General features: G+C 64.3%; 19 protein-coding genes. 11 read left to right on the forward strand and 8 right to left on the reverse strand.

All coding sequences use genetic code 11. The annotated features are described in order from the left end of the window. Positions 1 to 54: 54 nt before the first annotated feature. Both BSY18_RS08655 and BSY18_RS08660 read right to left on the reverse strand, forming a co-directional pair. Entirely contained in the window at positions 55 to 450 is a 396-nt protein-coding gene (locus BSY18_RS08655) for a type II toxin-antitoxin system VapC family toxin (protein ID WP_069050324.1), read from the reverse strand. Continuing rightward, positions 447 to 683: a type II toxin-antitoxin system Phd/YefM family antitoxin gene (locus tag BSY18_RS08660; protein WP_069050325.1), complete on the reverse strand. Its 237-nt coding sequence runs from the start codon at positions 681 to 683 to the stop codon at positions 447 to 449. The genes BSY18_RS08655 and BSY18_RS08660 overlap by 4 nt, the downstream gene beginning before the upstream one ends. A 99-nt stretch (positions 684 to 782) precedes the next feature. Here BSY18_RS08660 and map point away from each other — a divergent pair, with 99 nt between their 5' ends. The 3 genes from map to glnA all read left to right on the forward strand — a co-directional run bounded on the left by map (position 783) and on the right by glnA (position 3,807). Beyond that, a complete protein-coding gene (gene map / locus BSY18_RS08665) occupies positions 783 to 1,607 on the forward strand; it encodes a type I methionyl aminopeptidase (protein WP_069050326.1) in 825 nt (274 codons plus the stop codon). Positions 1,608 to 1,933: 326 nt separating this feature from the next. Then, a complete protein-coding gene (locus tag BSY18_RS08670; protein WP_017671887.1) occupies positions 1,934 to 2,272 on the forward strand; it encodes a P-II family nitrogen regulator in 339 nt (112 codons plus the stop codon). Between the two features lie 122 nt (positions 2,273 to 2,394). Next, positions 2,395 to 3,807, forward strand: a complete 1,413-nt coding sequence (glnA, locus tag BSY18_RS08675; RefSeq protein ID WP_069050327.1) for a type I glutamate--ammonia ligase — start codon at positions 2,395 to 2,397, stop codon at positions 3,805 to 3,807. 79 nt (positions 3,808 to 3,886) lie between these two features. On the opposite strand, the gene BSY18_RS08680 is transcribed toward glnA, so the two are convergent. Further along, positions 3,887 to 4,309, reverse strand: coding sequence for a glycine zipper 2TM domain-containing protein (locus tag BSY18_RS08680; protein ID WP_082382245.1), 423 nt, complete (start codon positions 4,307 to 4,309; stop codon positions 3,887 to 3,889). Positions 4,310 to 4,448: 139 nt separating this feature from the next. Between BSY18_RS08680 and BSY18_RS08685 the strand changes: the two genes are divergently transcribed. The 4 genes from BSY18_RS08685 (at position 4,449) to BSY18_RS08700 (ending at position 9,260) form a co-directional block, all read left to right on the forward strand. After that, a complete protein-coding gene (locus BSY18_RS08685) occupies positions 4,449 to 6,041 on the forward strand; it encodes a peptide ABC transporter substrate-binding protein (RefSeq protein WP_069050328.1) in 1,593 nt (530 codons plus the stop codon). Then, positions 6,038 to 7,501, forward strand: a complete 1,464-nt coding sequence (locus BSY18_RS08690; protein WP_069050329.1) for an ABC transporter substrate-binding protein — start codon at positions 6,038 to 6,040, stop codon at positions 7,499 to 7,501. Before BSY18_RS08685 ends, BSY18_RS08690 begins: the two co-directional genes overlap by 4 nt. A gap of 52 nt (positions 7,502 to 7,553) precedes the next feature. Then, on the forward strand, positions 7,554 to 7,970 hold the full coding sequence (locus BSY18_RS08695) for a DUF4112 domain-containing protein (protein WP_069051810.1): 417 nt from the start codon (positions 7,554 to 7,556) through the stop codon (positions 7,968 to 7,970). Between the two features lie 405 nt (positions 7,971 to 8,375). Then, positions 8,376 to 9,260, forward strand: a complete 885-nt coding sequence (locus BSY18_RS08700; RefSeq protein WP_082382260.1) for a LysR substrate-binding domain-containing protein — start codon at positions 8,376 to 8,378, stop codon at positions 9,258 to 9,260. Between the two features lie 50 nt (positions 9,261 to 9,310). Here the strand turns inward: BSY18_RS08700 and BSY18_RS08705 are convergent, their stop codons facing one another. Beyond that, the gene (locus BSY18_RS08705; protein WP_054134695.1) at positions 9,311 to 9,763 is read right to left on the reverse strand and encodes a peptidylprolyl isomerase; all 453 of its coding nucleotides are present in this window, start codon (positions 9,761 to 9,763) and stop codon (positions 9,311 to 9,313) included. Positions 9,764 to 9,954: 191 nt separating this feature from the next. Here BSY18_RS08705 and mgtE point away from each other — a divergent pair, with 191 nt between their 5' ends. Next, entirely contained in the window at positions 9,955 to 11,382 is a 1,428-nt protein-coding gene (gene mgtE, locus BSY18_RS08710) for a magnesium transporter (protein ID WP_054134696.1), read from the forward strand. 5 nt (positions 11,383 to 11,387) lie between these two features. Further along, positions 11,388 to 11,789, forward strand: coding sequence for a DUF1489 family protein (locus tag BSY18_RS08715; RefSeq protein WP_069050330.1), 402 nt, complete (start codon positions 11,388 to 11,390; stop codon positions 11,787 to 11,789). A 138-nt stretch (positions 11,790 to 11,927) separates the two neighbouring features. Here BSY18_RS08715 and BSY18_RS08720 read toward each other — a convergent pair whose 3' ends face one another. Both BSY18_RS08720 and BSY18_RS08725 read right to left on the reverse strand, forming a co-directional pair. Continuing rightward, positions 11,928 to 12,593 (reverse strand): DsbA family oxidoreductase, encoded by a 666-nt coding sequence (locus BSY18_RS08720; protein ID WP_069050331.1) that lies wholly within the window; start codon positions 12,591 to 12,593, stop codon positions 11,928 to 11,930. 88 nt (positions 12,594 to 12,681) lie between these two features. Further along, complete coding sequence (locus BSY18_RS08725) at positions 12,682 to 13,551, reverse strand: 3-hydroxybutyryl-CoA dehydrogenase (protein ID WP_069050332.1); 870 nt, start codon at positions 13,549 to 13,551, stop codon at positions 12,682 to 12,684. 86 nt (positions 13,552 to 13,637) lie between these two features. Here BSY18_RS08725 and BSY18_RS08730 point away from each other — a divergent pair, with 86 nt between their 5' ends. Then, on the forward strand, positions 13,638 to 14,684 hold the full coding sequence (locus BSY18_RS08730) for a DUF1176 domain-containing protein (protein WP_069050333.1): 1,047 nt from the start codon (positions 13,638 to 13,640) through the stop codon (positions 14,682 to 14,684). 6 nt (positions 14,685 to 14,690) lie between these two features. Here the strand turns inward: BSY18_RS08730 and BSY18_RS08735 are convergent, their stop codons facing one another. Further along, positions 14,691 to 15,158 carry a GNAT family N-acetyltransferase gene (locus BSY18_RS08735; protein WP_069050334.1) on the reverse strand — a complete coding sequence of 156 codons (468 nt, stop codon included), beginning with the start codon at positions 15,156 to 15,158 and terminating at the stop codon, positions 14,691 to 14,693. Between the two features lie 145 nt (positions 15,159 to 15,303). Between BSY18_RS08735 and BSY18_RS08740 the strand changes: the two genes are divergently transcribed. Continuing rightward, a complete protein-coding gene (locus BSY18_RS08740) occupies positions 15,304 to 16,401 on the forward strand; it encodes an isoaspartyl peptidase/L-asparaginase family protein (protein ID WP_083231381.1) in 1,098 nt (365 codons plus the stop codon). Between the two features lie 3 nt (positions 16,402 to 16,404). Here the strand turns inward: BSY18_RS08740 and BSY18_RS08745 are convergent, their stop codons facing one another. Continuing rightward, positions 16,405 to 18,210 (reverse strand): DUF885 family protein, encoded by a 1,806-nt coding sequence (locus BSY18_RS08745; RefSeq protein ID WP_069050335.1) that lies wholly within the window; start codon positions 18,208 to 18,210, stop codon positions 16,405 to 16,407. Positions 18,211 to 18,292 lie beyond the last annotated feature (82 nt).

Genomic DNA, 18,292 nt, shown 5'->3' on the forward strand with positions numbered 1-18,292 from the left:
CGCCGGTGTTTAGCGCGTGCGCCGGAGCGCGCAAGCGGTTCGTGAAGGGCTGGATCAATCCGCCCAGAAGGTGGTGCAGCCCAGGCCTGCGAGTGCAGGATCGCGGGTGATGACGACCAGTTCGTCATGGATCGCCTGCGCAGCGATCATCCGGTCGAAGGGATCGCGATGCTCGCCGGGAAGCGATCCGGCGAGCAGGCCGTGGGCAACCGAAACGCTCAACTCGATAAACCCGTCGGCACCTGCAAGCTCTTCAAAGTTCTCGAAAACTGGCACAGCTGCCTGCCATTTGCCGATACGGCACTTTGTCGCAATCTCCCAAGCGGAGACAGCGCTGACATAGACTGTATTGCTTTCGTCGCTGATTTCCCGGGAGACTGCACCAGGCAAGGCTTTGTCGCCGGTCCACCACCAGACAAGCGCATGGGTGTCGAACAGATAGTCGGTCATTCCCAGGCCCGGAGCTCTTCCTCGGGCAACGGATCGAAGAAAAAGCTGTCGGGTATTGGCGTCTTCAGCTTCAACCGCCCCGGCTTGCGCTCAACCTTGGGCTTTTCGAGTGGGACCAGCCGCGCATAGGGCTTGCCCGCCTTGGCGAGGATGATCTCCTCGCCCGCATGCGCGCGGTCGAGCAGCTTGGAAAAGTGCGTCTTGGCGTCGTGGACATTGACGATACTGGTCATGATGCGAAGGTTAGTCCATTGACCGGACTAAGTCAATGGACTAAGTCCGCTGCAATCCAGGGTCGCAAAATGACCGCCCCTCCCCTATATAGAATCACCATGAACCAGTATGTCACCGTCACCAACGCCGATACGCCGATGCGCGATGGCACCATCAAGCTGCACGGCCCCGAGGGCTTCGAAGGCATGCGCAAGGCGGGGCAGCTTGCCGCGCGTGTGCTGGACGAGTTGACGACGTTCGTCCGCGAAGGCGTCACCACCGCAGAGATCGACGCCAAGGCGCGCGAAATGATGCTGGCGGGCGGCGGTATTCCGGCCACGCTCGGCTATCGTGGCTTTACTCATAGCTGCTGCACCTCGATCAACCATGTCGTGTGCCATGGCATCCCCGCCGACCGGAAGCTCAAGGACGGCGACATCATCAACATCGACGTCACCCCGATTCTCGATGGCTGGCATGGCGATACCAGCCGCATGTTCCTGATCGGCGATGTCGGGGTGAAGGCGCGGCGGCTGGTCGATGTGACCTATGAGTGCCTGATGCTGGGCATCGAGCAGGCGCGCCCCGGCAACACGATGGGCGACGTCGCGCACGCCATCCAGTCGTTCGCCGAGAAGCACCGCTACGGCGTGGTCCGCGATTTCTGCGGCCATGGCCTGGGCCGGCTGTTCCACGACGCGCCCGAGGTCGTCCACGCCGGGCGCCCCGGCACCGGACCCGAGCTCAAACCCGGCATGTTCTTCACCATCGAGCCGATGATCAACATCGGCAAGCCCGCGGTGAAGATGCTGGAGGATGGCTGGACGGCGGTCACCCGCGACCGATCGCTGTCGGCACAGTTCGAACACTCGATCGGCATCACCGAAACCGGCTGCGAGATCTTCACCAAGAGCCTGGCAGGCCTCGACCGCCCGCCGTATTGAGGCGCGCCGGACCGGGCCTTGCTGCGCTTCGCACGCGTCCGGCGGGCAGAACATTTGCCCAAAATATAGGCAACCGCGATATCGCGTGCCCGCATTTCCATCATCCGCCGCAATAATGTTGCGATGCGGCCAAGCAATTGTAGCGGTTTGCGTCTTGGCACGTTAATTGTTTGGTAGCATGCAAGGGGGGATTCGGGAGAGGCGCGCTGCGCCCGCCCGGCTTGCCTGCACAATGTCATGGCGGTGCTGGGCAACCCGCGCCGTTCTTTCCCATCAGCACCGCGCCGTCAGGGCGGGGTGGCCGAGCACAGGATGATCAGGACCACATGAAAAAGATCGAAGCGATCATCAAACCCTTCAAGCTCGACGAAGTGAAGGAAGCGCTGCACGAAGTGGGCGTGTCCGGCATCACCGTGACCGAGGCCAAGGGCTTCGGGCGGCAAAAGGGGCATACCGAGCTGTACCGCGGTGCCGAGTACATCGTCGATTTTCTGCCCAAGGTGAAGCTGGAAGTGGTGGTTGACGATGCGCTGGCCGACCGCGTGGTCGAGGCGATCGCTGCTGCTGCACAGACCGGACGCATCGGCGACGGCAAGATTTTCGTGATCCCGGTGGAAACCGCTTTGCGCATCCGCACGGGAGAACGCGATAACGACGCGGTCTGAACAACAGCGCGCGATCCAAGGAGAGGCCTGCCTCGGGAAGGCTGCAAGAACACACGTCAGTTTCACCAAAGGGGGGCCCGGCAACAGGCCCGGACCGGATTTCATGAAGAGGGAAAGCTAAGATGGCAAAAACCGCCAAAGACATTCTGGCAATGATCAAGGAAAACGAGATCGAGTGGGTCGATGTCCGCTTCACCGATCCCAAGGGCAAGTGGCAGCACCTCACGATGTGCGCCGGCGTGATTGGCGAGGATGAGCTCGAAGACGGTCTGATGTTCGACGGTTCGTCGATCGAAGGCTGGAAGGCGATCAACGAATCCGACATGATCCTGCGTCCTGACATGGACGCGGCGTACATCGATCCGTTCTCGGCCGATCCGATGCTGATCCTGTTCTGCGACATCGTCGAGCCCGGCACCGGCGAGCTGTATGCCCGCGATCCGCGCAGCACCGCCAAGCGCGCCGAAGCCTATCTGCAGTCGACCGGCATCGGCGACACCGTCTATGTCGGCCCCGAAGCCGAATTCTTCATGTTCGACGATGTGCGCTTCTCGGACGGCTATGCCGGATCGATGTTCTCGATCGACGATATCGAGCTGCCGACCAACTCGGGCCGCGCCTATGAAAGCGGCAACCTGGGCCACCGTCCGCGCGCCAAGGGTGGCTATTTCCCTGTTGCGCCGGTCGACAGCGTCGTCGACATCCGCGCCGAGATGGTCAGCACCATGCTCGAAATGGGCCTGCCCTGCGACAAGCACCACCACGAGGTTGCCGCCGCGCAGCACGAGCTTGGCCTGACCTTCGGCACGCTGACCGAAACCGCCGACCGCATGCAGATCTACAAGTACGTCGTCCACATGGTCGCGCAGGCTTACGGCAAGACGGCAACGTTCATGCCCAAGCCGATCAAGCAGGACAACGGATCGGGCATGCACACCCACATCTCGATCTGGAAGGAAGGCAAGCCGCTGTTCGCTGGCAACGGCTATGCGGGCCTTTCGGACATGTGCCTGTACTTCATCGGCGGCGTCATCAAGCACGCCAAGGCGCTCAACGCCTTCACCAACCCGACCACCAACAGCTACAAGCGGCTGGTTCCGGGCTTCGAGGCACCGGTGCTGCTCGCGTATTCCAGCCGCAACCGCTCGGCATCGTGCCGCATCCCTTATGGCACCGGCGAGAAGGCCAAGCGCGTGGAATTCCGTTTCCCCGACGCGATGGCCAACCCCTATCTGTGCTATTCGGCGCTGCTGATGGCAGGCCTCGACGGCATCCAGAACAAGATCCATCCCGGCGAGGCGATGGACAAGAACCTATACGACCTGCCGCCCGAAGAGCTGAAGGAAGTGCCGACCGTCTGTACGTCCCTGCGCGAAGCACTCGACGCGCTGATCGCCGACCACGACTTCCTGCTCAAGGGCGACGTGTTCCTCAAGGACCAGATCGAAGCCTATATCGACATGAAGTGGGCTGAAGTCAGCCGCTGGGAAACGACCCCCTCGCCGGTCGAATTCGATATGTACTACAGCTGGTAAGCTGCCTGCGTATCGCGCATAAAAAAAGCGCCTCGGGGAAACCCGGGGCGCTTTTTTGTAGCCGTAAAGCTCGCGGTCGTCAGCGGCAGCGTGTCCCGTTGCGATCGATCGCCCGGCCAGCGGCCGCGCCGCCAATGGCGCCCAGGATGGTGCCCAAAGTGTCCGATCCGCCCGGCGCGATGACATTGCCCAGCACGCCGCCTGCAACGCCGCCGACGATCAGCCCGGTGGTGCCATCGGACCTGCGACAATAATAGCGTCCGTCCTGACCCCGGTAGACGCGGTCGTTGCGGCTGAGGCGGCGCTCGCGATAGCGCCGGTCGTCACGATAATAGCGTCCGGCATCATAGCCACCGTAGGATGGATCCGGGCGGTTATAGTCGTATTGCCGAGCGTTGCTGAAACCGCGATCGTTGAAGCCCGATCCAGCGCAGCCGCTGACGACCGTCGCCGCAGCAATCGCAGCGCCCACAGTCCATGCCTTGGTGGTGAAAAGTGTCATGATGTTCCTCGCTTTTTGCTGAAGCATGGACGCGCCGCCGCTGCGTTCCGTTCCGCAAAATCCGGATTTTTGAGGGCCTGGCCAAAACGCGCTCCATCGCGCCTTCCCTGCCGCCGTCATTCGGGGCAAGCTGCCAGCGATGCGCCTCCTGATCCTTGTCCTGCTCAGCGTGCTGCTGACCTCCTGTGATGCCGGGCCTGCGGCATCGGACAGCACGCCCGGACCAGACCGACTGGTCCGGCTGACCGATTCCGAGATCCGCGGACTGGACCCGCAAGTCTATTCCGACATCGCCTCGCTGCGAGTGGCGGCGGACCAGTTCGAAGGACTGACCCGCTTCGATGGTGCGGGCCGCGCGGTAGCAGGGCTTGCGCGCGACTGGACCGTCTCGGCTGACGGCCGGGTCTGGCGGTTTACGCTGCGCGACGGGCTGCGCTTTTCGGATAGCTCTGCGATCACCGCCGGGGTGTTCGTGGCGGGGTGGCGGCGGCTGAACGATCCTGCCACCGGATCGCCGCACACCGCGCTGTTCGCGGCGATTGCTGACGTGAGGGCAGATGGCGATGGCGTGGTGATCGTGACGCTCAACGCCCCCTTCCCGCAAATCCCTGCCCTTCTGGCGCACCCGGCCATGGCCGCGCTTCCGCTGCACCGGATTGGTGGCGCGCAGGGCGACTGGACTGCCCAACGCCCGCTGGTCACCTCCGGTCCCTATCGCACCCGCGAATGGCGGCTCAACGACCGGCTGGTGATGGAGCGCAACCCGCGCTGGCATGCCGGACGCGCGCCCATCGCTATGGTGGTGTGGAAGCCGGTGGACGATGCGCTCGCCGGGATGCGGCTGTTCCTGGCGGGCGACGCCGATATCTCGGGCGACTTTCCACAGAGCCGCCACGGCTGGCTGGTCGCACAAAGGCCGCAAGCGGTGCGCACCGGCGATTATCTGGGCAGTTACTACTTCACGCTCAACACCCGCAAGCCGCCATTCGACGACGCGCGGGTGCGCAAGGGCCTGAGCATGGCGGTGGACCGCGAATGGATCGCGCGTGCGTTGCTGCCGATGGGCAACGCACCTGCCTATGCGATCGTGCCGCCCGCGCTCGCCGGGGGTGCAGCGGTGCAGCCGGACTGGGCGGTATGGCCTCTCGCGCAGCGCCAGCGCGAGGCGCGGCGGCTGATCACGACGGCGGGCTTTTCCCCTGCAAAACCGCTGCGTTTCGAAATCCGGATCAACTCGTCGGCTGAACACCGCCGAATGGCCGTCGCCCTGGCGGCGATGTGGAAGCCGCTGGGGGTCGAGGCGAGCATCCTCAACAGCGAACCTGCGCTGCATTTTGCCGCGATGCGCCGCGGCGACTTCCAGATGGCGCGCTCGGGCTGGATCGCCGATCTGCCCGCGCCGGAGAACTTTCTAGCGGTGCACCGTTCGGACTCGGGCGAGGTCAATTATTCGGGTCATGCCGATCCGGTGTTCGACGCGCTGCTCGATACAGCGATGGCCACCGCTGATCCGCCGGCACGGCTGGCGGCGATGCGCGCCGCCGAGGCGCGGCTGCTGGAAACCATGCCGGTCATCCCCTTATGGTATTATCGCAGCGGCGCGCTGGTTGCGCCCCGCGTGACCGGCTGGATCGACAATCCCGGCAACGTCCACCCCAGCGCCGCGTTGTCGCTTCGCCGCGGCCCTGCTATCGCCATCGGCAGCGGCACCGGGTTGAAAGGCGGACAATGACACGCGCTCTGGCAAGGACTTGGCGGTCTTGCAGCATCGCTGCAGTGCTGGTGCTGGCCGCGTGCAGCGGATCGGACAGCTCGCCGCTGGGCATTTCGATCATCGATCCATCGCCGGTGAACAATCTGGACGCCGCCGAGCTTGCGCCTGCCGCAGAATATCTGCGCGCGGCGACATCGCAGGGGCTGGTCCGGCTCGATTCGCTGGGCAACATCGTTCCCGCGCTCGCCGAACGCTGGATCGTCACCGATGACGGCCTCAGCTATATCTTTCGCCTGCGCAACGCGCGCTGGGAAAACGGCGATACTGTGACCTCCGAACATGTCGCGGCGGCGCTGCGCCGTCGGCTGCAGATCGAAAGCCGCACCGCGATCGGCGCGGATACTACCGAGGTGCGCGATATCAGGTCGATGACCGGGCGGGTGATCGAGATCCGCCTGCTCGCCCCGCAGCCCGATCTGCTGCGCATCCTGGCGCTGCCCGAACTTGGCATCCGCCGCAGCGGGCGGGGCTCGGGCCCGCTGGTCGCCGATCGGCAGCAATACTGGACCGTGCTGACCGAGCGCGCCGACGATCTGGTCGACGGCGAGTTTCGCCCGCCGGTGCGCCCGCTGCAGGTGCGCACCGAAAAAGCCGCGCACGCCATCGCCCGGTTCGCGATGGGGGAAACCAGCATGGTGCTAGGCGGCAGGTTCGAGCATCTGCCCTATCTCAGCGCCGCTGCTGTCGCCGACAACACCGTGCGCGCAGACCCGGTGATCGGGCTGTTCGGGCTGCTGGTGGTCGAAAGCGGCGGGTTTCTGGGCGATCCCGCCAATCGCGAGGCGATTGCGCTGGCAATCGACCGCGAGGCGCTGATGACCCCGCTGGGCATCCGCGAATGGCAGACCATGACGCGGATCGTGCCGCTGGGGCTGGATCGGTATGCGCCGCTGGTGGGTGAACGCTGGACGGATCTGTCACTCGATCAGCGCCGCGAGCTCGCGCGTGCGCGCGTAGTTCGCTGGCGGCAGGACAACGAGACGCTGCCCGTGCTGCGCATCGCCATGCCCAAGGGACCCGGCAGCCGGCTGGTATTCGGGCGGCTCAAGCGCGATCTGGCCACCATCGGCATCGATAGCCGGCTCCTGGAGGGCAAGGGCAAGGCCGACCTGAAGCTGATCGACGAGGTCGCGCGCTATCGCCAGCCCTCCTGGTTCCTCAACCAGCTCGCCTGTGTCGTGCGGCCGGTGTGCGACAGGGACGGCGATGTGCTGCTGGCGCAGGCCAAGCGGGCGGGCGATCCGGCGGTTCGCGCGCAGCAGATGGCCGAGGCCGAGCTGTCGATGACCAGCGCCAACATCTACATCCCGCTGGGGGCTCCGGTGCGCTTTTCGCTGGTGCGCGGCAACGTCCCCGGCTTTGCCATCACCGCCGATGGATGGCACGCCTTGCCGGATATGGTTGCGATCCCCAGATAAGCCGCTGCAAGGGGTTGCGGAGGACAGCATGAAGACGATCCGGCCTGAACAGATGGAACAGATCAAGGCGGCCCAGCTGAAGGTCATGGGCGCTGCGCTTGCCAATGACCCGGCCTCGATCCGCAGGCGCATCGAGATGATGGAGCAGGTGCTCGAGCGCAGCTTCACCTTGCCCGGCATCAACCGCAAGGTCGGGCTGGATTTCGCGCTCGGACTGGTCCCGGTGGTCGGCGATATCGTAACCGGCGCAATGGGCCTTTACATGGTGTGGGAGGCGCGGAACCTGGGGATGTCCAAATTCCAGCTGGCGCGCATGGCTGCGAATGTCGGCTTCGACAGCCTGGTCGGCGCGGTACCGCTGGCAGGCGACCTGTTCGACCTGTTCTGGCGGTCGAATACGCGCAATCTCAAGATCATCCGCAAGCATCTCGACAAGCACCATCCGGCGACGCGCATTATCGAGATGTGATTCGCAATCCGAATCACCTTTCATTCGCGCGCACCCGATAGGCGGCGCACCCGCTCCTGACACCGCTGGACAGCGATTCAATGCAATCGTGTGCAGAGCCTTTGCCGGGCAGACGCCGCGTAGAGCAAGGAAATCAAAGGGTTTGCCAAGCGCGAAACAATTGGTTACGCCACCGCCCTCAGGCCTCAGTAGACAAAAAAAGGGCCAGCCCGAAGGCTGACCCGATAAAGTTTTTAGGAGAGGATGCCTGAAAGGCATGATCAATATGGGTCAGAGACCCTTATTGTGCAAGTGCGAAATAGCTTTGGATAATTGCAAAGAATGCAAGTCCACTGACGGAAAACCGCACTAAGTTCGCTATTTGCAATTGCACATTTCCGCTGCAGTGCAATAATGCTCGCCGATATGGCCATGCGACGTCTCCCCCCTTTGCGATCTCTCGAGGCATTTTTGCGTGTCGCGCGACTCGGCTCGGCCAAGGCCGCGGCCAGCGAGCTGGCGCTCTCGCCCTCGGCGCTGAGTCGCCGGATCGGCGGGCTGGAAGACTTTGTCGGCAAGAAACTGTTCAAGCGCCACAACCAGCAGCTCAAGCTCAACGAGGCGGGCGAAGCTCTGTTTGCCAGCGTTGCCCCCGCGATCGACGCGCTAGCCGATGCTGTCGCCGCGCACATGGATGACAGCCGGGTGCTGCGCCTGCGGCTGGGGATGCTGCCGCTGTTCGGCAGCCAGCGGCTTGTCCCGCGGCTGGGCGAGTTGCGCAGGCTCTATCCGCTGCTGCACATCGATGTCGACACCTCGGGCCATGGCGAGGCTCGGTTGGGCGACACACTCGATGCCGCGATCATCCTGTCGGAAAATCCCGATCCTTCGCTGCACTCGGTGCGGCTAGATCGCAATTATGTCTATGCGATCGCCTCTACCGAGCTCGTGGAGAGCCTGGGGTCCACCCCCGATCTGGAGCGGCTCAACCGCCAGACGATCCTGATCCACAACGACATGCCGGAATCGTTCGAGGCCTGGAAGCACGCGCTAGGGCTGGTCGACCTGCAACCGGCATCGATCGATCATATCGACAGCGGGCCGCTGATGCTCGAAGCCGCAGCCCAGGGCCTGGGCATCGCGATCATGCACGACGATCACCTCACCCGTTCGGGCGACACCCGGCTGGCCAAGCTGTTCGATGTCCGCGTGGAAAGCCCCTACAGCTACTGGTTCGTGTGCAAGCCCCGCGCGCTGGAAACCCGGGCTGTGCGGCTGTTCCACGACTGGCTGGTCGACGCGGGGATTTAAAACCCGGGAATAGAAAAAGCCCTCCCGTTTCCAGGAGGGCTCTTCAAGTATTACGCCACCGTTGCCGATGCGATCACGCCGGGCTTTGCGGGCGGTTCGCCCTTGGGCAGCGCGTGGACGTGTTCCATGCCTGAGGTCACCTGGCCCCACACGGTGTACTGGCGATCGAGGAAGCGCGCATCGTCGAGGCAGATGAAGAACTGGCTGTTGGCGCTGTTGGGGTCCATCGTGCGCGCCATCGAGCAGACGCCCTCGACATGCGGCTCGTCGTTGAATTCCTGCTTGAGATCGGGCTTCTTCGATCCGCCGGTACCGGTGCCGTTGGGGCAGCCGCCCTGCGCCATGAAGCCCGCGATCACGCGGTGGAACTTCACGCCGTTGTAGAAGCCTTCATTGGCCAGTTCGACGATGCGTTCGACATGGCCGGGGGCAAGATCAGGGCGCAGCTTGATGACGACATCGCCGCCGTCCTGGATGTGAAAGGTAAGCGTCTCAGCGGTCATATGCAGTCCTTTGATGGCATGAGAAGGATTTGGTGGCACGAGAAATGCTGCCGCCGATATAGCGACGCGCAGGCGAATGTCACCCCCGGCGACACCCGCCGCATCGGGATTGCTTTTGCAGGTGCGAACCGCCACACACTCGGTGATTCCCGCGCGCGGGATACACCCATTCCCACAGAAAGGAGCAGGCCATGACCGACCCATCCGACGCCCAGCTCCACGATCATGCACCCCATGATGCCATGGATGCCAGCACCAGCCTGGACGAGGACAACCGCCTGCTGCCGGGCTTTGTCAGCCAGGTGTGCGATGCGCTCGACGAAGGCGACGACGAGGCCGCCTATGATCTGGTCGAGCCGCTGCACCCCGCCGATATCGCCGACCTTTTCGAGCTGGTCGAGCGCGAGTATCGCGGGCCGCTGGCGCGGGCGATCACCGATCTGCTGGGCGCAGACGTGCTCACCGAACTCAACGATTATGTCCGCGATGACGTGATCGACGCGCTGCCTGCCGCGCAGGTGGCGGAGCTCGCCGGGCAGCTGGAAACCGATGACGCGGTGGCGATCATCGAGGAGATGGAAGAGGCCGACCAGCGCGCGGTGCTGGCCGAACTCGAACCTGCAGACCGCGCCGCGATCGTCGATGCGCTCTCCTTCCCCGAGGAATCCGCAGGCCGACTGATGCAGCGCGATCTGGTCGCGGTGCCGGAACACATGAACGTCGGCCAGCTGATCGATTATCTGCGCGAACATGCCGATCTCACCACCGAGTTCTGGGAAATCTTCATCGTCGATCCGCAGCATCGCCCGGTCGGCACCTGCCAGCTGAGCTGGATTCTGCGCACCCCGAGGCACATCGCGCTCGCCGATGTGATGAAGCGCGACCAGACGCTGATCCCCACCGACATGGACCAGGAAGAGGTCGCGCTGCGCTTCCAGAAATACGCGCTGATCTCTGCCGCCGTCATCGATGGCGCGGGACGCCTTGTCGGGCAGATCACGGTCGATGACATCATCCACATCGTCCAGGAAGAAGCGGGCGAGGATATCCTGCGCATGTCGGGCGCGGGCGATGGCGACATCAACGAGCCGATCCGTCAGTCCTACAGCAGCCGCGTACGCTGGCTGATCGCCAATCTGGGCACCGCATTGGTCGCCAGCAGCATCATCGCGCTGTTCGGCGGCGCGATCGAGCAACTGGTGGCATTGGCGGTGCTGATGCCGATCGTCGCTTCGGTCGGCGGCAATGCCGGCACCCAGACGATGGCCGTCGCGGTGCGCGCGCTGGCGATGAACCAGCTGACGCAATCGAACACCCGCCGCATCATCGCCCGCGAACTGCGCATCGCGGTGCTCAACGGTGCCACCGTCGCGGTGCTCACCGGCGCGGGCACCGCGCTCGTCTTTGCCGATGCAATGCTCGGCGGGGTGATCGCGCTTGCCATCCTGGTCAACATCATCATCGCCGGCATGGCGGGCGTGATCGTGCCGGTCACGCTCGACCGGCTGGAACAGGACCCTGCGGTCGCCAGCTCGGTGTTCGTGACGATGATCACCGATTCCATGGGCTTTCTGGCGTTTCTGGGCCTGGCGGTCGCGAGCGGGCTGGCGAGCTTCTGATCCCGATGGCGCTCAACATGACAAAGATCGCGTTCGGCGCGCAGAGCGCAGCATCGCTGCGGCAGTGGCTGGAAAGCCACGCCCCGCTGGGCGAAGCGCGGCTGACCACGCGCTACATGCCCAAGCGCCACGAGGAGATGGCGGGCGGTTCGCTCTACTGGATCTTCAACAAGGCGATCATCGGCCGCAGCCCGTTGCTGGGCTTCATGGACAACGGCCAGGGACGCTACTGGATCAGGGTCGAGCCAAAGCTGATCGCAGTCCAATCCATCCCCCGCCGCGCGCACCAGGGCTGGCGCTATCTCGAACCCGCCGATGCGCCCGCGGACCTGGGCGAGGGGATGGACGCCGCCGACCTGATGCCCGCAGAGATGCTCGGCGAACTGGCGAGATTGGGGCTGGTTTAGGGTTCGGCTGGCATACGGGTCTCGAACCTCGTCATCCTGAACTTGTTTCAGGACCCAACCCTCCTCCCGCTCTTGCCACACCAGGACGCACCATGGGTCCTGAAACAAGTTCAGGATGACGGAAAAAGCACGGGTGAACTAGGCCAATGCCTTCTCGCGCACCTTGCGGATCACGTTGACGAAGGTTTCGGCCTCCTGTGCGCCGGGGACTAGATACTTGCCGTCGAAGATGATCGCGGGAACGCCGCTGATGCCCTGTTCGATCCAGTGGTCGAGATGCGCGCGGACTTCGGCTTCGTTGTCGGGATCGTTGAGCACAGCGCGCCCCTCATCAGGATCGAGGCCGATGTCCGCGATCACGTCGAGCAGCACCTCTTCATCGCTGATATCGCGGTTGTCCTGGAAATACGCCGCGAACAGCGCCAGCTTGAGCCGTGTCTGCGCCTCGCAGCCTTGCGTGTCGCCCGCCCAGGTGAGCAATTGGTGCGCCTTGAAGGTGTTGTAGATCCGCATGCCAGGGGCATGGTTGAACTCAAAACCCAGCCGCTCGCCGGTTTCCTTCAGCCGCGATCGGTTGGCCGCGCTCTGCTCTGCACTGGCGCCGTACTTGCGCGCGACATGCTCGGAAATCGCCTCGCCCTCGGGCGCCATCTTCGGGTTGAGCTCGAACGGGTGCCAGGTAATCTCGGGTGCGACCTCGTCGCCGACGATATCGAGCGCCTTTTGCAGCTGCTTGTAGCCGATGATGCACCACGGGCAGACCACGTCTGACACGATATCGATCTTGAGCGGATGGGCGGTCATTGTCGGTCTCCGGTAGTTGAACTGTCGGCGCGCCCCGGCAAAGCGCAGCATATCGCGTTTTGCCGGGGCTGTCAGCCTGTGGTGACCATCAACGCGTCGGAACCGGGGTTTCTCCCGAATAATCGTAGAAACCGCGCTTGGTCTTGCGACCCAGCCAGCCGGCCTCGACATATTTGACCAGCAGCGGCGCGGGGCGGAACTTGGGGTCGCCGGTCGAGCTGTGCAGCACCTGGGTGATGCTGAGGCAAGTATCCAGCCCGATGAAATCGGCAAGCGTCAGCGGGCCCATCGGATGGTTGAGCCCGAGTTGCACCGCGGCGTCGATGTCCTCGATCGTCGCCACGCCCTCGCCTAGCGCGAAGCACGCTTCGTTGAGCATCGGCAGCAGGATGCGATTGACGATGAAGCCGGGCGCGTCATTGGCCTGCACCACCCGCTTGCCGATCCGCTCTGCGTACGCGCGGACGAAATCGACCGTCGCATCTGAAGTGGCAAGCCCGCGGATCAGCTCGATCAGCCCCATGACGGGCACCGGGTTGAAGAAGTGCACCCCAACAAATCGCGACGCATCCGTAGTGGCGGCGGCCATGCGGGTGATCGGGATCGATGAGGTGTTGCTCGCCAGGATCGCGTCTGCTGCCAGCACCTTGCCGACATTCTCGAAGATCGTGCGCTTGATGTCCTCGCGCTCGGTCGCCGCCTCGATGATCAGGCCTGCCTCGGCCATCTTGGCATAATCGCTCACCGGCTCGATCCGTGCCAGCGCCGCGTCGGCGTCGGCAGCATCCATTTTGCCCTTTTCGACCGCACGCGCCAGCTGCTTGGCGATGCCAGCCTTGCCCTTTTGCGCGAGCTCCACCGACACGTCGGAGAGGAAAACATGATAGCCTGCCTGCGCACTGACCTGTGCGATGCCCGCGCCCATCTGGCCCGCGCCGATAACTGCCATTTTGTCCATAAGTGCCTCTTTCTGGTGCCGCTGGAATAGGATAGGCCCGCCGCATAACCGATGATTCCGTCTCTGGCTAGGATCGAGAAAAGCCCATGCTGATGCCCGCCCTGCTCATCGCTGCGACGGTTGCTGCCGCGCCCGCGGATCAGACCCCCGGCGAGGTCAAGACCTTCAAGGACTGGTACGTCGCCTGCGACAATGTGTGGTCCTGCGAGGCGGGAACGCTGGCGGAAGAAGGCGGCGAATTCACCACCGCGATGGCGGTGCGCATCCGGCGCGAAGGCGGACCCGACGCGCCCTTCCGTATCGAATTGAGCCCGCCCGAGGAAATGGCGACCGGCCCGGCACGGCTGAAGATCGACGCGCGCCCGGCGCTCAGCGGCACGCAGGACACCGAAGGCGACACCTGGTTGGACGAGGCGCAGTCGCTCGCGATCGCCCGCACGCTCGCCAATGGCACCAAGGCAGTGCTGATCCTGTCGGATGGCAAGGCCATTGCGCTGTCGCTCGCCGGATCATCGGCGGCGCTGCGCTATATCGATGCGGTGCAGCAGCGCGCGGGCACACTCGGCGCGATCATCGCCACCGGCACCAGGCCCGACACCGCCCTGCCCCCTGCGCTGCCGCAGCTGACCGCGCGCGCCGCCTCGAAGCTCACCGAGCTTCCCGACCTCAAGCGATACCCTGAGATCATCGCCGAAACCGGGTGCGAATACCGGATGGAGGGGGTGGAAGACACGGTGCACCCGCTGGGCCAGCGCGGCGGGCTGGACATGGCGCTGGTGCTGATCGCCTGCGATTCGGGTGCGTATAATTTCGGCTCGGTAGTCATGGTCGCCACCCGTCCGATGGAAGACCCCAATGCGGGATGGGAATTTGCCCCGGCCAAGTTCGACAGCCCCACCGGCTGGGGCGGCGATGATCAGGTGCCGCAGGTGGTCAACGCCGATTTCACGCCCGAAACGGGTACGCTTTATGATCGCGCGAAGGGTCGCAGCATCGGCGATTGCGGCGTCGCCAGCAGCTATGTCTGGGATGGAGAGATGTTCCGCCTCAGCGAAAAGCACGAAATGGGCGAGTGCCGCGGCGTGTGGGAATGGCCGCGGGTGTGGACCGCTGAGGTCTCGGTAGTGCGCTGACCGGGCTCAGAGCGTGCGCGTCATGCACATGCTGAACGGGTCATCGGTATAGTCGGCAAAGGGCGGACACCGCTCGAAGCCGTGCTTGCGGTACAATGCGTGCGCTGGGTGGAAGGGCTCTGGGAGGCCGGTTTCGAGGCTAAGCCGCGAATAGCCGCGCGCGCGCGCCTCGGCGATCAGATGCACCAGCATGGCCTCGCCCAAGCCGCGCCGCAGGAATGCAGGATCGGTTCGCATCGACTTGAGCTCGCCATGGCGGGCATCGATCTGCTTGAGCGCGCCGCACCCGGCGAGCCGCCCATCGACGCGCAGCGCGTAGAAGGTCACATCGCCCGCGCGCAGCCGTTCGACCGGAAAGGCATGCACCGAGCAGATCGGCGAATGCAGCTGCATCTGGTCGAGATGATAGCGCAGCAATGCGACGATATCCTCCCCGCTCAGATCATCCTGTTCGATCGTGATCGTCTGATCCATGCCTGCCTTCCCCTTGCAGCGGAACCTTTGCCCCGGTGAGACATTGCGACAGCACAGCTGCGGTTTCCACTCAAAGTTTGCGTGACCGTCCAAAGGTCTTTAATCGCCCGGCCTTGTCGTTCGCCTTGGACCAAGGGAGCTGAATATGCGCCTGATCCTGTTGCTTGGAGCCCTGTTGATGTCGTCTGCCGCCCCCACCTCCGCCAAGCCCGAAACCACCGCAGAGCCGGGCTGGTCGCTGGTCATCCATGGCGGCGCCGGAATTCTCGAACGCTCGCGTGTCTCGCCCGAGACCGACGCCGCGGTGCGCAGGGCGCTCGACAAGGCGCTCGAGGCCGGATCGGCCGTGCTGCAGAGCGGCGGCGCAGCCCTGGACGCGGTGCAGGCGGCGATCCTGGTGCTGGAAGACGACCCCAATTTCAACGCCGGGCACGGCGCGGTGTTCACCTATGAAGGCACCAACGAGCTCGACGCCGCGGTCATGCAGGGTATCGATCGCAAGGCCGGCGCAATCGCGCGCGCGCACCACACCCGCAACCCCATACTGCTGGCGCGCAAGGTGATGGAGGAAAGCCCGCACGTGCTGCTTTCGGGCGAAGGCGCGGACCGCTTCTCCAAGGAACAGGGTCTCGAGCAGGTCGACAACGCCTATTTCGGCACGCCCGAGCGCAAGCGCCAGCTGGAGGAGCTCAAGGCGAAGAAGGTCGGCTGGTTCGATGTCGATCTGAAATACGGGACCGTCGGCGCAGTCGCGCGCGATGCGCAGGGCCATGTCGCAGCGGGCACCTCGACCGGGGGCCTGACCGGCAAGCGCTATGGCCGCATCGGCGATTCCCCGCTGATCGGCGCTGGCACCTATGCCGATGACCGCGCGTGTGCGATCTCCGCCACCGGCGCGGGCGAATTCTTCATCCGCGTCGGCGTGGCGCACGAAATCTGCACCCGCATCCGGATGAAGGCCGAAGCGCGTGCAGAATTCCTGACGCAGGAAGCCGAGCGCGGCGGCACCCGGCTCGACGGAGCGGCACAGGCCAGGCTGATCGCGGCAGCGCTCACCGCCGAGGAGGTGCAGGCCATCGCCGATGCGGTGATCGGCGAAATGGGCGCGCTGGGCGGTTCGGGCGGGATCATCTACCTCACCCCCTGGGGCCATCAGGGCTACAGCTTCGACACCCCGGGCATGTACCGCGGCATGGCGAGCAGCGACGGAAGCAGGAGCGTCGCGATCTACGGCGACGAATAAGGGTCAGCTGCGCGGCTTGCCGGTCTTGGCCAGCCTGGCCTTCTCCCGCGTGATGAACTCTTCCATCTTGGCCTCCATCACCGGCAGCGGCACCGAGCCCAGGTTGAGGAAGGTGTCGTGGAACGGCCGCTGGTCGAACCCGGCGCCAAGCTCCGCCTCGGCCTTGGCGCGCATCTTGCGCAGCGCAAGCTCACCCAGCTTGTAGGCGAGCGCCTGCGCGGGCCAGGAGATATAGCGGTCGACCTCGGTCTCGACATCGCGCTGCGCCAGCGCGGTGTGGACCGCCAGATAGTCGATCGCCTTCTGCCGGCTCCAGCCCTGGGTGTGGATGCCGGTATCGATCACCAGCCGCACCGCGCGCCACATCTCGAAGGTCTGGCGACCGAATTCCTCATAAGGCGTTTCGTACAACCCAAGCTTTGTCCCCAGCCATTCGGTGTACAGCCCCCAGCCCTCGCCATAGCCCGAGAAATAGGTCTGGCGACGGAAGTCCGGCCGATCTGGCGCCTCGAGCGCGACTGCCGCCTGAAAACTGTGCCCCGGGATGCACTCGTGCAGCGTCAGCGCGGTGAGGTTGTACAACGGGCGCGAGGGCAGATCATAAGTGTTGAAAAGGCAGCTATCCAGCCCGCCGCGCCCCGAGGTATAGATCGGCGCGATGACATCGGGCACCGGCAGGATGGTGAAGCGATAGCGCGGCAGGAAATTGAACGTTTCCTTGAGCTTGCCGTCCATTCTCTTGGTCACATACGCCGCATAGGAGAGCAGTTCGCGCGGGGTCTTGGCATAGAATTGCGGGTCGGTGCGCAGGAACTGCAGGAACTCGGGGAACGTGCCCTTGAACCCGGTTTCGCGCATCGTCTTCTGCATGTCCGCATCGATCCGCGCGACCTCCTTGAGGCCGATCTCGTGGATCTGCTCAGGGGTCAGATCGAGCGTGGTGTAGAGCTTGATCTGGTCCTGATAGAAGGCCTTGCCATCGGGCAGCGAGTACGCGTCGATCTGCGTGCGCGCCTTGGGCATATACTCGCCCCGCATGAAGGTCAGCAGCTTGGCATAAGCGGGTGCGACCGATGTCTCGATTGCTTTCAGCGCATCGGCGCGCAGTCTTGCCTGCTGCGCCGCCGGGATGCTCTCGGGCATCGTGCGGAAGGCATCGTAGAACGGGTTCGCCTCGCCGGTGACGGAATAGGCCTCGATCGTCGCATCGCGCCCCTCGATCGCGACCCGCGGCACCGTGTAGCCGCGTGCGAGGCCCGCGCGCATGTTGACGATATTCTCATCGAAATAGCGCGGAATGTCATTCATTCGCCCCAGATAGCGGCGATAGCTGGCGGCATTGGGAAAGCCCTGGCGCGGGTTCAGCCCGCCCCAGAAGAAGGTGTCGCTGTTGAACGGCGCCTCATAGGTCTTGTGCTCAATGCTGTTGGCATTCTCCCACACCGACTGGCGAAAGACCGCGGCGTTGACCTGCTCTTCGGGCGAGAGCTGGTCCATCGGGATCATATCGAGCTGGCGCAGCACATCGGTCCAATAGGCCAGCCGCCGCGCCTGCGCCTCGGCGGTGACATCGCCCAGGCTGTCGCCCTGGATCCAGCGGCCACCCTCCTTCACCCGCGCATATTCGGCCTGCCGCCACTCCCATTCGGCATCGTAGAGCGCGCGCAGCGTGGCATCCATGGGGCCCGGCGCGCTCTTCGTCTCGACAACCGGGGCAGCGGGCACGGGTTCGTCCTGCGCAAACACGGGCGCGGCCTGGATGGCCGCAGCGCCCATCAGAAACGAAGCGAGAAGACGTGATGCGCGCATAATCGAGGACCCCGGATAGCAGTGTTCTGGTGCGCCGCATTAGACGCAGGACGGGGTCGCAGGGTCAAGGGGCTCGGCGTAG

The organism is Blastomonas sp. RAC04 (assembly GCF_001713435.1).
Lineage (GTDB): Bacteria > Pseudomonadota > Alphaproteobacteria > Sphingomonadales > Sphingomonadaceae > Blastomonas > Blastomonas fulva.